General features: G+C 58.2%; 14 protein-coding genes and 4 tRNA genes. 3 read left to right on the forward strand and 15 right to left on the reverse strand.

Features of this window, described 5'->3' with window-relative positions; translation table 11 throughout:
- The 15 genes from M7R55_RS03395 to M7R55_RS03465 all read right to left on the reverse strand — a co-directional run.
- Window positions 1-139, reverse strand: a 139-nt coding sequence (locus M7R55_RS03395; protein WP_298218546.1) for a GTP-binding protein, incomplete at its 3' end; no start/stop codon positions are given.
- A 72-nt stretch (window positions 140-211) separates the two neighbouring features.
- A tRNA-Thr gene (locus M7R55_RS03400) sits at window positions 212-287 on the reverse strand.
- A 20-nt stretch (window positions 288-307) separates the two neighbouring features.
- Window positions 308-381 (reverse strand) — tRNA-Gly (locus tag M7R55_RS03405).
- Between the two features lie 53 nt (window positions 382-434).
- Window positions 435-519 (reverse strand) — tRNA-Tyr (locus M7R55_RS03410).
- Window positions 520-618: 99 nt separating this feature from the next.
- Window positions 619-694, reverse strand: a tRNA-Thr gene (locus tag M7R55_RS03415).
- Between the two features lie 74 nt (window positions 695-768).
- Complete coding sequence (locus M7R55_RS03420; protein WP_298218521.1) at window positions 769-1533, reverse strand: type III pantothenate kinase; 765 nt, start codon at window positions 1531-1533, stop codon at window positions 769-771.
- Complete coding sequence (locus tag M7R55_RS03425) at window positions 1534-2358, reverse strand: biotin--[acetyl-CoA-carboxylase] ligase (protein ID WP_298218523.1); 825 nt, start codon at window positions 2356-2358, stop codon at window positions 1534-1536.
- On the reverse strand, window positions 2358-4166 hold the full coding sequence (locus M7R55_RS03430) for a PDZ domain-containing protein (RefSeq protein ID WP_298218525.1): 1809 nt from the start codon (window positions 4164-4166) through the stop codon (window positions 2358-2360). The genes M7R55_RS03425 and M7R55_RS03430 overlap by 1 nt, the downstream gene beginning before the upstream one ends.
- The gene (locus M7R55_RS03435; protein WP_298218527.1) at window positions 4159-4731 is read right to left on the reverse strand and encodes a peptidylprolyl isomerase; all 573 of its coding nucleotides are present in this window, start codon (window positions 4729-4731) and stop codon (window positions 4159-4161) included. Before M7R55_RS03435 ends, M7R55_RS03430 begins: the two co-directional genes overlap by 8 nt.
- A gap of 61 nt (window positions 4732-4792) precedes the next feature.
- Entirely contained in the window at window positions 4793-5707 is a 915-nt protein-coding gene (locus M7R55_RS03440) for an AEC family transporter (RefSeq protein WP_298218529.1), read from the reverse strand.
- Window positions 5708-5737: 30 nt separating this feature from the next.
- Window positions 5738-6118 (reverse strand): thioredoxin domain-containing protein, encoded by a 381-nt coding sequence (locus M7R55_RS03445; protein WP_298218531.1) that lies wholly within the window; start codon window positions 6116-6118, stop codon window positions 5738-5740.
- Between the two features lie 173 nt (window positions 6119-6291).
- Window positions 6292-6882 (reverse strand): LON peptidase substrate-binding domain-containing protein, encoded by a 591-nt coding sequence (locus M7R55_RS03450; protein ID WP_298218533.1) that lies wholly within the window; start codon window positions 6880-6882, stop codon window positions 6292-6294.
- A 34-nt stretch (window positions 6883-6916) separates the two neighbouring features.
- The gene (gene mpl, locus M7R55_RS03455) at window positions 6917-8284 is read right to left on the reverse strand and encodes a UDP-N-acetylmuramate:L-alanyl-gamma-D-glutamyl-meso-diaminopimelate ligase (RefSeq protein WP_298218534.1); all 1368 of its coding nucleotides are present in this window, start codon (window positions 8282-8284) and stop codon (window positions 6917-6919) included.
- Window positions 8285-8381: 97 nt separating this feature from the next.
- Window positions 8382-8909, reverse strand: a complete 528-nt coding sequence (locus M7R55_RS03460) for a hypothetical protein (RefSeq protein ID WP_298218536.1) — start codon at window positions 8907-8909, stop codon at window positions 8382-8384.
- Window positions 8910-8946: 37 nt separating this feature from the next.
- Complete coding sequence (locus M7R55_RS03465) at window positions 8947-9243, reverse strand: hypothetical protein (RefSeq protein WP_298218538.1); 297 nt, start codon at window positions 9241-9243, stop codon at window positions 8947-8949.
- Between the two features lie 230 nt (window positions 9244-9473).
- On the opposite strand from M7R55_RS03465, the gene M7R55_RS03470 reads away from it, so the two are divergent.
- From M7R55_RS03470 to M7R55_RS03480, 3 genes are all read left to right on the forward strand, one after another.
- Window positions 9474-10850, forward strand: coding sequence for a TolC family protein (locus M7R55_RS03470; protein ID WP_298218540.1), 1377 nt, complete (start codon window positions 9474-9476; stop codon window positions 10848-10850).
- A gap of 9 nt (window positions 10851-10859) precedes the next feature.
- Window positions 10860-12002: an efflux RND transporter periplasmic adaptor subunit gene (locus M7R55_RS03475; RefSeq protein ID WP_298218542.1), complete on the forward strand. Its 1143-nt coding sequence runs from the start codon at window positions 10860-10862 to the stop codon at window positions 12000-12002.
- Window positions 12002-13524, forward strand: a 1523-nt coding sequence (locus M7R55_RS03480) for an efflux RND transporter permease subunit (protein ID WP_298218544.1), incomplete at its 3' end; no start/stop codon positions are given. The genes M7R55_RS03475 and M7R55_RS03480, both read left to right, overlap by 1 nt.

Below are 13524 nucleotides of genomic sequence, written 5' to 3' on the forward strand. Positions count from 1 at the left end.
AGCCCAGTGACGCTCCACCGTGCAAACCCGCCATCACTTTGGTGATCGCAGCGGTCAAGGTGGTCTTGCCGTGGTCGACGTGACCAATCGTGCCCACGTTAACGTGCGGTTTGTTCCGTTCAAATTTCTCTTTTGACATGACTCTCTCCACTCACACCCGTTAAGTAAACCTACGATGCACTCGGCAACCTGCTTCCCGGCATCACGTTTTTGGAGCTCATGAGCGGAGTCGAACCGCTGACCTCGTCCTTACCAAGGACGTGCTCTACCGACTGAGCTACATGAGCAAATTTTTCAAATCATTTTTTGGAGCGAGTGATGGGAATCGAACCCACGCCATCAGCTTGGAAGGCTGAGGTTCTACCATTGAACTACACTCGCAAACCTTTTTGCCGCGCCATGACTCAAACCTTACAGTGACGGCTCGACGAATTTGGTGGTGGGGGAAGGATTCGAACCTTCGAAGGCTGAGCCGTCAGATTTACAGTCTGATCCCGTTGACCGCTTGGGTACCCCACCGGGAACGCGCAATTCTTCACGAAGCATCATAACAAGTCAATCTCATCGACTTGGCGATAACTACACGAATCACTTAAACTCCGAGCGCTGAGCTTAATCTGGTGCCGCTTGTCGGATTCGAACTGACGACCTACCGCTTACAAGGCGGTTGCTCTACCAACTGAGCTAAAGCGGCAATGGGCGCGCATTCTAATCGCAGTGTCGACAGTTTTGCAATTCTTTTTGTCGCGCCCTTTTTCTCTATCGCCCTTAGCTTTGTTGCCGTGCAAGAATTTTCAACCCTTCCAGCGCGAGGTTCTCTACCACCTGTGCCGTCGGATCGAGCCATGTTTGAAGGGCGATGGCATCGCCGCCCCCTATGACCACAGCCAGTGGCAGCGGCGACGCGTGCGCCTTCATGGCGTCGAGCGTCTGACTGAGCGCGCTGACCAGCATCCATCGACTACCCAACTGCAGTGCGCCTGCCGTATTGGTCGCCAGCCACCCCATTTCCACACCGACTTCCACTGACCCGCTTTCCCAGCTATTACTCAGATTTGGCGCCAATTGATTCAAACCCGCCTTCATGGCGGCCAACGAAGGCATGATGAGCCCGCCCTCGTGCTGCCCGGTCGGCGCCATGTAGTCGATCGTGATCGCCGTTCCCGCATTGATGACAACCACGCCCTGATCTGGACAACGGTGTCGGGCCGCGACCAGTGCACAGAATCTATCCACCCCGAACTGGGAGACCTCCGGGTAAGCCAGCTTGACACCACAGCATCGGGCACGACTTTTAATCCACTGCACCGGCACATCAGCAAAATTCGCAGCCAATGTTTCAGCCAGCCACTGCCGCAGCGATTCCGAGGCGACTGATGCAATAACGAACTTTGAAATAGGGCCCCTGCCCACAGACGCCGTCAGTTGCTCCGGCCATTGCGATTTTTCAGCCCAGGACAGTGCCTTCGCCTCTCCTTTAGGGCCGACCTGCCACTTGATTCGCGTGTTGCCCGCGTCGATATAGCACTTCACTCAGCAGCCCTTATCTTGTACTAATCGCACGCTGGTCGATCCACCGATCGAACGGGATTCCCCGGCATCGGATACGAAACCAAGCTCGCCATTGAGCTTGATATCACCCGCAAGCCCGGTATCTCCGGCCTCTCCCGCATGCCACAATTGCACTCTACGACCCAAAAGCGCATTCCACTGATTGGCTCGGCGCATGGATTCCGACCAAGTTTCCGGGTGCCGGGCGGCGTGTATCGCAACCATGATCAGTTGCTCGGCCAATGCCTCACGATCAATTGTCGACAGCTCGCCCTCTTCGAACAAACCTGTCACCGAAGGCACCACGCCGGTTTTATCCGAAGGCAGATGCGTTGGCGCCAACCAATTGATGCCGACGCCGATCAACCAATAGCGTGCCGTACCCACGCCCATCTGCTCGACCAGCAAGCCGCCGACCTTCCGATCGCGATGCCACAGATCGTTCGGCCATTTGAGCCTGATATCGAAACCCACCGCCTTCAGCACACGAATCAATTCCGATGCGACAACCAGACTCAGCGGGGGAACAACCTCGGCCATGCACGGCACGACGGGAACCGCACAGGAGAACCATAAACCCGACCCCGGCTCGCTACGCCAGTGGTGACCATGACGGCCCCGGCCAGCGGTTTGCGTTTGAGCCACGCAAATCGACCACGATGCGCCTGCCGCCGCCTGTTCGGGCCATTGCGCGCGTAAATAATCACTGGTTGAATCCACGGAAGGCAGAACGACCGCTGCCGCCTGTTCAACAAATGCACGCTCATCCAGTCGCAGCCGAAGTGCATGAAAATCGAACGGAGCCATCACGAATGCGCCGAGGGCAAGGCAGCAAGCCAGTCACGCCGACGTGACAACGCCTCGGGTTCAACCGCCGTCACCTCACAAGCCAGCTGCAAGCGCCATTGATTCAGCACGGGTTCAGACAGCACCAGCGTCCATTGATGCAAACGCCCCTGACGGAAGCCCGTCAATTGCACCGCATCGCCCGCCCGGTAGCGACGAATTCGATTCCCCCAGTCGGCGCCACTCGTGGCCAGACCATCCACCGCGATAATTTCATCACCAGAAACCAATCCAGCCTGAGCCGCAGGCCGATCTTCAAATACCACTTGAACCTTGGCGACGCGCGGATCATCGCCGCCTATGATCGCACCTGCATCAACCGATGACAGAGCCGGTTCAGCCACAGGCTTGGCATTAACGCCGAACCGGGCGAGCAAGGGGGCAAAGTCGAGCGGTTCAGTACCGCGCAGCGCCCGTTCGAAGAAATCGTCGAGAGACAACGCACTGATACGCTCAATGAATCGCTCGACGGCCTCGCCCTCCGGCAGAGGTTTGGCGCCGAATTCGCGCCAGATCTCGCGCATGACCGCAGCCAGACTGCCGCCACGCAAGCGCAGTTGCAAATCAAGCATCAACGCGACCAGTGCGCCACGGGTGTAATAGCTGACGATGGCGTTCACGGCGTTTTCATCTTGCTGATAAAACCGTGTCCAGGCATAGAAACTCGATTCTTCCAGCGTTTGCCGCGACCAGCCCTTGCCGCGCACCGCACGGTTGATGGTTTGCGCCAAGGCCTCGAGATAAGCCGATTCCGTAATCAAACCGGCACGGCGTACCATCCAGTCATCGAAATAGCTGGTGAATCCTTCGAACAACCACAGCAAGCGGGTATGCGCCGGACGCGCCAAAGGCAGTTGCGTAAAGGCATCCGGGCGGATGCGCTTGACGTTCCAGGAATGAAAATACTCATGGGCGCACAGGCTTAAAAACCGCTGATAGGCCGGAGTGACTTCGGTTTCACCAATCAACGGCAGATCATCGCGCGGGAAGATCAGCGCCGTGGAATCTCGGTGCTCCAAACCACCAAAACCCTGACGATCTAGCGTTACCAGAAACAAATATCGAGAAAACGGCGCTTCGCCGAAAAAATCGATTTCGGTGCTGCAAATACGGGACACATCCTGAGCAATGCGGGCAAAATCGGTTTTAGGGTGCGGATTACTGAACACCATGCGATGCGGCACGCCCGCACTGGCCCAACGCACCACTTCGAACACACCCATTTCCACGGGAAAATCGATCAGGGCCTCGTAATCATCTGCACGGTAATCGCCGAAGCCTCGATCATCGACCGCCACCTCAGGCAAGGTCGTGGCAACTCGCCAGTGAGCGGGTACCCCTTCAAGGCAAACGGAATGAGACCGTTGCTCCAGTCCATGCACCCGCAAAAAAACACTGCTGCCGTTGAAAAAAGCATGATCAGGATCGACATGCGCGGTGCGAACGGAAAAATCGGCGCAGTACACGTCATAACGCACCTCGATCGCCTGAGCGCATGGCGGCAACTGCCAGGTTTGCTGATCGAGCGGCGTGATGGCGACCGGCTCACCCGTAACAGTTCGCGCATTCATGCCGACCAGGTTCTTGGCAAAATCCCGGATCAGATAACTGCCCGGAATCCAGGCGGGCAAGCTCAACCGCCAACCGGTGGTGTCAGAAGCGGTCGCACCCGAAGGCAAGCTCAGACACACGCCGATATAGCGCATATGCGCACGGGAAAAATCCAGCCGGTAATGAACCGGTGGCAGATCAGCCACGGCCTCAGCCATGGGTCACGCCCTGCTCTTTTGTCGAATCCGCATCCCGATCCACTTCCTGGCCTTCTTCCCAGTCTCCCATATAGGTGGAATCGCCGACCATCAGGTGATGCCCGCCGGGGTGAACGCGCCCGTGCTTGATTTCATCGGGATGGCCCATCCGCAACGCACCGACCTCGACATCGAAATGCAGGCGCAAACCAGCTAGAGGGTGATTGAGATCAACGGTCACTTCATCGCCGTCCACCGACAGGATCAGCATTTCAATCCGACCTTCTGGCCCCAGCGTTTCGACCATATTGCCTTCAACCAACGCGACGGCCGGGTCGAAACGTGAACGCGGCACCTGGATGACCGCCGATTTATCGTGCAAGCCATAAGCATCTTCCGGCTCGATGGTGATCTGGAAACGATCCCCCTCCTCTTTGCCGGACAACTGTTCCTCAAGCGCGGGAATGAGGTTCCCGAAACCATGGATGTATTCGAAAACGCGTGATTCCGTCGCATCAATGACCGCGCCGTCGTCGTCCTTCAGCACATAGTTCAGACGGGCAACGACATTTTTTTCAATCTGCATGAACAAAACTCCTCAACAGGCCGCGCCGACACCCCAGACCGACGCGACACGATAAAACGGTTTACACCAATAAATGGTGCCACAACGGCAAGGTGATCAACACCAGTAAGGTCGAAGCCGTGGCCGTGGTCGCGTACATTTCGGTATCCAGACCAAAACGATCGCAAAACACCAACCCCAGAATCATCACGGGTGTTGCCGCCTCCAGAACAATGGCCACGCGGGTATCACCCGTCGCATGCACCGCCGTGGCCACGGCAAGCACCACGAGCGGCATGAACAGGAGCTGGATCACCAGCACGGGGCTTATTTTCCAAAGGTGTCGGGGCGACAACGTGGAAAGCCGCAGGCTCATCCCCAAGGCCAACAGCATGATCGGAACCACCGCTGCCCCCAGGCGATCCAGAAAGCCCTCCGCCCAATCCGGCTGCGGAACGCCGGACAAGTTCAAAGCGGCCCCGAATAGGGCCGCCCAAAGCGGCGGCACCTTGAGCAGCGATTTGACAGGATGGATGACCTCCTGATGCTGCCCGTAGCGTGCCGCGAGAAAAATACCCAACGAAAGCAGGATAGGTGTACAGGCAAACAAGTCATACTGAATCGCGATGGATTTACCCGCATCGCCATACAGACTGGCCAGCAACGGCAAGCCCATATACGTGGCATTCGGAAAACTGGCTGCCAGCAACAGCGCGCCGAACTGACCGCGCGTGAGCGTCATCCAGCGAGCCACCACAAACATGGCAGCCATCGAGGCCAGAACACCTGCCGCCGCCGACACCGCTATTTTCAGCGTATCGGCCCCGAGCGGCGCACGCCAGAGCACGGCAAGCACGAGGGCAGGAAGAAAAAAATAATATACCGATGTCGTCAGTGCCACCCGGGCACGATCGGCCGATAGGCCGCCGAACTCAATGTGTCGCCACAACACGCCCAGCCCGATGGTAAACGCCATCTGGGCAATGACACTGAACATAACTTCGCCTCGAAAAGGATCGGACAGGCATTACTGCTGCTGTTGGCTCTCGGACTCGGCTTTTTCGATTTCCTGGCGAACCACATCCATATCGAGCTCCTTGACCTTGCCGATCAATTCGTTCAGTGCCGATGCGGGCAGAGCCCCGGCCTGATTGAACAGCAGAATCTGCTCGCGGAAGATCATCAGGGTCGGGATGGAGCGAATCTGGAAGTAAGCACCCAATTGTTGTTCGGCTTCTGTGTTCGCTTTGGCGAAAGCCACGTCGGGGTTTGCCTCCGCTGCCGCTTCGAATACCGGCGCGAACGAACGGCAAGGGCCACACCAGGGCGCCCAGAAATCGATGATCAGGATATCGTTTTCCTTGATCAGGTTATCGATATTGGCGAATGTGGCTTCGTGAATAGTCATTGGTTGTTACTCCAAGGGTTGAACTCATAAGGATAGGGATGGCACCTCGAAAAGATTCGGGATGGCCTTTAGGAGGCGCTCCAGCGCGGCAGGCAAACAGCCTTCGCGGCCAACGCAAACCCCTTCAATAACGGAATGGAAATACTAAAGACAATTTCCAGCTTACCGGATTGTTATTCGAAAGCGGAAATCATGGCAGAAAGATGGCGCACCGTCAGGTCGAGTCGCTCTGCGCCGAGTACCCGTTGACGGTCTTCCAACTTGACGGGCAAGCGTTCGAGCAGACGATACACCACCCAAACCGGGTCATCGAAACAGCCATTCGGGTATTGGGGATCTGCTTTTTCCATGATTCGTATCAGGAAATCGCGCAGGCGCTCATCAGCTTCCGACCTGGCCACTAGAGTCGCCTCAGGCAACCACTTGACCTCGGCCCGGAACAGGCCGTCGCGCTCAGACCAGGAGTGCAGCACACGAAAGCGCCCCTGACCCTGTGCCTCAACATGCAGCATGCCATCGGATCCGATATCGGTATCGACAATCAGCGCACTGGAACCCAGTTCATAGAATTCGGTGGTGTCATCATCACCTTGGCGAACTTCGCACCCCTGCTTGAGCAGCACGACGCCAAACGGACTGCCCTCTCGCAGACAGGTGCGCACCATATCGATATAGCGCGTTTCAAAAATGCGCAACGGCAGATATCCGCCCGGAAAAAGCACCGTGTGCAGGGGGAATAGAGGCAATACCGTGACGTCCTTCATACAACCATCACCTTCAGGAAACAATGGACTGACTTTAGTCCATGGATACGGTTCGCGCCGCCAGCGCGTCCAGCAGCCGCTGGTGAATACCCTCGAAGCTGCCATTGCTCATTACCAATACCTTGTCATCAGGCTGCGCCAGCACCAGCACGTCGGCCAGCACCGCATCCACAGTCGGCGAGAAACGGATTCGGGTGCCCAACGAAGCCAACGCCTCCTGCGGCGACCATCCCAGATTATCCGGGCTATGAAACACCATCAGATCGGCACCGGCCAGCGCCTCGGCCAACTGATGTTGATGCACCCCGGCGCGCATGGTGTTGGAACGGGGATCGACGACGGCAATCAGTCGCCCGGGATGAGGTGCGGCCGAGATCTGCTCCCGCAGTGCGGCAATCGTTTCTGTGATCGCGGTTGGATGATGGGCAAAATCATCAAACACGGTCACGCCCTCCACCGTTCCTCGATTTTGCAAGCGCCGCGCCACACCGACAAAACCCGCCAGCGCGTTCAACCCCTGCTCGGGCGGCACACCGGCGAATCGGGCCAGCGCCAGCGCAGCCAAGGCATTGAGCCTATTGTGGCGCCCGATGATATTGGCGGGCATGTCGCCGATGTGCTGACCGTCCAACCAGATGGCCTCGCCCACCAAGCGCCAGGGCCGTGCCGATTCACCTGTACCGAACCGCTCGATGGGTGACCAGCATCCCTGTTCGACGACCCGTTCCAGCGCAGGCGTCGCATCGGCCATGACCACCAGCCCTTGGTTTGGAACCAGTCGCAATAAATGCGCAAACTGTCGCTCGATGGCCGCCAGATCGGGGAAGATATCCGCATGGTCGAACTCAAGATTATTCAGAATCACGCCGCGCGGGCGATAGTGCAGGAATTTGGAACGCTTATCGAAGAATGCCGTGTCGTATTCGTCGGCTTCGATCACGAAAAACGGTGTCTCGCCAAGCCGGGCACTCACCCCGAAATTGCCGGGCACGCCGCCGATCAGAAAGCCGGGCGCCATGCCCGCCTGCTCCAGAATCCAGGCCAGCATGGAACTGGTTGTGGTTTTGCCGTGCGTACCGGCAACGCCCAGAACGAACTTGTTGCAAAGCACTTCTTCACCCAGCCACTGCGGGCCGGAACGGTAACGGAAAAAGCCGGAAAGCAGCTCGTCGATGACCGGCATATCCCGCCGCATCACATTGCCGACGATGATCTCGGCATCCTGAGGCAACAGGGCATTCATGTCCGTCTGCACGGGAATACCCGCCTTGGCCAACTGATCACTCATCGGCGGGTAAATGGCATGATCACGACCGGAAACCTCAAAGCCCATCGCTTTTGCCAGTTGCGCCAGCGACCCCATGAACGTGCCCGCAATGCCCAGAATATGTATTTTTTTCAAACCTAACGCTTCCGTATTTTAAAGAGGGTGCGATATGAAATGCCCACACCCCTGAAGAATCCCCACGACATCCTACCGTGGTCCGAAGACCCGTTCGTCACCCCAAAACCAGCGTGTGCACCCAAACAACCCCCGTTCCCGAAAGAATGAAATAGCCCAACGAGATCAACGCGCCGGGCACGGCTCCCAGTTCCAGCGCGCGACGGAAGATCTGCCCCACGACAAGCACATCCCAGGCGAACAGCGCGATGATCCACCAACCGCGTACCGGCTCCTCACCGGGATGGATCGGCATAAACCACCACAGTGCGGCCAGCACCAGACTCAATACGCCCAACGCACCAAGCAACGCCGTTAGCAACTGAGGCAAACGCGCAGGGCGTTTACGGAAAGACAGCCAGCCCCAGGCATAACCTGCAACAATGGCCGCATCGAGCATGTTATCGAATACGCCGTGCCACAGTTCGGTCGAAACCGGCTCAGCCGCTTCACGATTGACGATGACCACCACCAAACCGCAAATCAGAAACCAGAGCAATGCCCAGCGCGTGGCGCGCCAGCCGGCAGGCATGTCCTCCGGCCCGATGCGAAAAACCACCAATTGCAGAAACTGACGCCACCACATCAAACCATTCCACCCTGTTATTGTCTTTCCGTGCTGTCTATATGTCATCGTCTGCCAAGCTCTTGCGCGAGGCGAAATGGTACACCGCCAGCCCCCATCCGTAACGCGTAATTGCCGCGTCGATCATGAGCAGCCTCATCCGTTTGAGCGCCACGATGTCGGCACATTGGGCGCAGCGTTCCATCCGGCACAACGTCGGGCTGTTGCCCAGGTCATCGCCGGTGCCGACCGCCGTTTGCATCAGCGGCAGGTGAAATATCCGGGTTGGGAAAGCTATGCACGAATCCATCCATGGCTTCATGTAGAAACGGGCTTGCGCCAGCTGCGCGTCCACGCCCATCTTGTGCTATGTATATCAATTACTTGCGACATTGAGCGGCAGGGCGTCCACGTCCTGCATGGGAAGGTCTGCATTTGTGCAGAGCTTCCCTAAAAATCCGCCCCCAATGACAGGAACGCAGAGTGCCCCTCTTTGCCGACAAGCGTCAATCACCTCAGACCGGTCGTTACACACTGAAACATCCATGAAACACCAACGCTACAGATACCAGGTTAAATGATTGCATGAAAGAAACAGCCATCACTCGCGCCATGCGCCACACCCCACAGACCGTCCCCGCCAAGGGCTGGTTTCCATCCGCACTGGCAACCCAGCATTGGAAGCTGGCTCTAAACCTGGTTATGGGCCCGGTTCTAAGCCTGGGGTTACTATCCGGCATTGTCTGGGCAGCCGCACCGACCCCAATCGAGTCACCACAGATGACCTGGGGACAGCTAGTCCTTCAAACGGAACAGCGGATATCACAGAATCTGGTGACCGAAGCGGACAGAACACGATTCGCAGCGGAACAGGCGCGTGCAAATGGCATTCTGGCTGGCGCTCCCATCGTCGATGGCCTGTATCGTAGCGATCGCCCCATGAGTGATTTTGGTTCCACCGAAATGCAGCTCGGTGTCCGCCTGCCTTTGCGTCGTTTCGGCCAGTCTGACGCATGGCGTGCGCTTGCCGAGCAGTCTGCACTCAATGCCAAGACACGAACCGAAGCCAACCGGCTCATTCTGATCGGAGAGTTGCGTCAAATGGCTTGGAATTGGCGACGTGCAGAAGTCGAGCTTTCGACGGCCAAGGAACGCAATCGCATCATGCAGCTCGACCTCACTGCCGTCACAAAGCAGTTCAAGCACGGCGAAGCAGCCGAGGTCGACCGCATGAGTGTTGAAAGCCGGGCCTTGGCCGTGCAAGAGGCGGTCACGGCCTCCCAGATGCAACTGGACACCATCCAGACCCGTTGGCAACAGTTAACCGGCACCAGGCAACTGCCTTCCGATCTCGGTCAAGTCACTTCGACTGAACAGGCCCTGTTGAACAATCCTGAATTGAACACGCCCGACGGCCTGCTCGCTCAGCAACCACTGCTGCGCCAGATGGCGAGCGAAGTCGGCATGAGCACGGCCCGCATTGAAGCTGAACGCGCGGCAGGCGCTGGCGCCCCCGAAATCGGCCTGGGTGTAAAGCGAGACCGGGGCGACCGTGGAATACCCTATGACAACAGCCTGCAACTTACCTTGAGTATACCGTTCGGTGGTCAGAAATACCGCGATCCAGCCCTGGCCGAGATGGCGCAGCAGCGCGCCACGGCCCAGGTCGCGCTGATCAAGAACACACAGCTGATTCTTGGCGAAGTCATGGCGCTGCGCCAACGCATTGCCGCCTGGCCTTCACGTCTGGCGCAACTCGACCGGCGCGCTACGCTGTCGGAAAAAACCCTGATACTCAAACGAAAGGCGCTACGTCTGGGTGAGCTCGACTGGACAAGCTTGCTCGTTTTTGAACGAGACACCGCCGACGCTCGTCTGCAAGCCCGTCTGGCGCATATCGTCTATCGTGCCGACCAAAGCAGCCTCAAACAAACACTGGGCCTGATGCCCGCCGCAGAATAGGAAATTTAGATGAACATACGCCCTACGCACTCGCCGACCACCAAGGCCTTACTCGCCGCCACTGCGGTTACGGGCATGGTCTTCTGGCTGGGCACATCCTCGGCGAGCTTTGCTGCCACGCCAGACACCGCTGCACCCTCGGCAATCACCATTCCTGATGCGATGCGCACCAACCTGAAGGTGCAAACACAACCACTCGTATTTTCCAAACAGATACCCGTTACCCAGGGTTTGGCAACCATCAGCGCCGCTTCAAGCAATCAGGCCAGCATGCAGATTTCCGCACCGGCAGATGGGCAAGTGGCGGGCACGTTGCCGCAAGTGGGGCAGGTCGTGCAGGCGGGCGAAACGCTGTTTGAGATTACCAGCGCCCAGCTTGGAAACGCCCTCTCGCAATGGCAGATGGCCCAAGCCAAGGTCACACTTGCTCAGCAAAACCTGAACCGCGATTCGGCCTTATTCAAAGATGGGTTGATCGCAAAGAAACGGCTTGAAGCCACTCGTGGCGAGGCGCAGATGGCGTCAGCCGAACTCAAGGCTGCGGCAGCGCGTCTGAAGGCGGCGGGCGCCGATAATCCCGAACAGAACATGGGCATCAATCTGCCCGTGCGCGCACCGATCACGGGTGTGATCACCCAACGGATGGTCATGCCGGGCGAGCGTGTCACCACCGGGCAATCCCTGTTCGATATCACCGCGACCCAGGATCAGTGGTGGCTTTTGGCCATTTCCCCGAGCAAGGCACCATCCGCCGGGCAGAAGGCCGAACTCAAAATCGCCGGCTGCCCTGAATCCGCCCCCGTTCAGCTGATGGATCTGGCGGTCGATCCGGTAAGCCAGCTCATTACCCTGCGCGCCCACCCGAACACGCCGTGTACGACCCTTCGTCCGGGTCAAGTGACGACCGCAGCACTGTGGGTCGAGCAAGCCAAGCCCGCGGCGTCCCTGCCGATCAGCGCGCTCACCGAACTCGACGACCAGACCCAAGTATTCGTCCAGCGCGGCGCAAATTATTTCCCCATTCCGGTCAAGCGTGTCGGTGAAGATGATGGCCGTGTCTTCGTTTTAGGCTCGTTTGAATCGGGCGATCGCGTGGTGACCTCCGGTGCCAGCCAGCTCAAGGCATTGGCTCTTGGCATGGGGGCGGAATAATGTTGCACCGTCTGATTGCCTTTTCGCTCGCCCAGCGCCTGATGGTGCTGCTGGTCGCCATGCTGGTGGCCGGTTTCGGCTGGATGGCCTTTTCCACCATTCCAATCGATGCCTACCCGGATATTTCGCCAACCCAGGTACAGATCATCCTCAAAGCCCCCGGCGTCACGCCGACGGAAGTCGAAACCCGCATTACTGCGCCACTGGAGACATCCTTACTGGGCATCCCGAACCAGACCATGCTGCGTTCGACCTCCAAGTACGGCATCTCGGTGATTACGCTCGATTTTGCCGAAGGCACCGATATTTACTGGGCGCGGCAGCAGGTGAACGAAGCCTTGTCTTCCGCCCGCGGTGATTTACCTGCCGGCACGACTGGCGGCGTCGCGCCGATCACGACACCTCTGGGCGAGGCCTTCATGTTCACGCTGGAAAGCCCCACGCTCTCGCTGACTGAGCGGCGGCATCTGCTCGATTGGGTGATCCGCCCGGCGCTGCGTGCGGTCAAGGGCGTTGCCGATGTCAATTCTCTGGGCGGCTTTGTGCGCACGTTCGAGGTTATCCCGAACCCGACGCAACTGGCAGCACAGAAGCTGACAACGGATGATCTGATGCGGGTCATCGAGCAGAACAACCGCAATGACGGCGCCGGACGGCTGGATGTGGGCGAAGAAGCCTGGCTGGTACGTTCCGAAGGGCGGATCAAGACGCTGGATGATCTGGGCAATCTCGTCATCGCACAACATAACGGCCAACCGATTCATGTGCGTGATGTCGCCACGGTGCGCATCGGCGCGATCACACGCCTGGGCGCCGTGACGCACAGTGGCAAGGGCGAAACCGTTGAAGGTCTGGTACTGACTCTGCGCGGCGCCAATGCACGCGCGGTCGTGGCGGGTGTCCAGCAGCGACTGGCCGAAATCAAGCCGAGCCTGCCGCCCGATCTTAAGATCAACGTATTCTACAACCGTGCTGATCTGGTCAATGCCGCTGTGCATACCGTCAGCAAGGCCTTGCTTGAAGCCGTGGTGCTGGTGCTCATTCTTCTGATTCTTTTTCTGGGCAATCTGCGCGCTGCCGTTACGGTCGCGCTCACCTTGCCGATGGCCGCGCTCATCACCTTCATCCTGATGAAGCAGTTCGGCATGAGCGCGAACCTGATGAGCTTAGGTGGCCTGGCGATTGCCATCGGGATGCTGGTGGATGCCGCTGTCGTCGTGGTCGAAAACACCGTGGCGCATCTGGCCGAAGCGCACAAACACCCCAATCTGCCGCGCCTGCACATCGTGTATCGCTCGGTGCGTGAAGTCGCCTCCCCCGTGTTTTCCGGCATTATCATCATCATGCTGGTGTTCCTGCCGCTGCTGTCGCTGCAAGGGCTGGAAGGCAAGTTGTTCTCGCCGGTCGCGCTGACCATTATCTTTGCGCTGGGTGCCTCGTTGGTTCTCTCACTTACCCTGATTCCGGTGATTGCATCCTTGATCCTCGGCAAGGTGACCGATCACGAACCCTGGCTTGTGCG

This window comes from Halothiobacillus sp. (assembly GCF_027346185.1).
Lineage (GTDB): Bacteria > Pseudomonadota > Gammaproteobacteria > Halothiobacillales > Halothiobacillaceae > Halothiobacillus.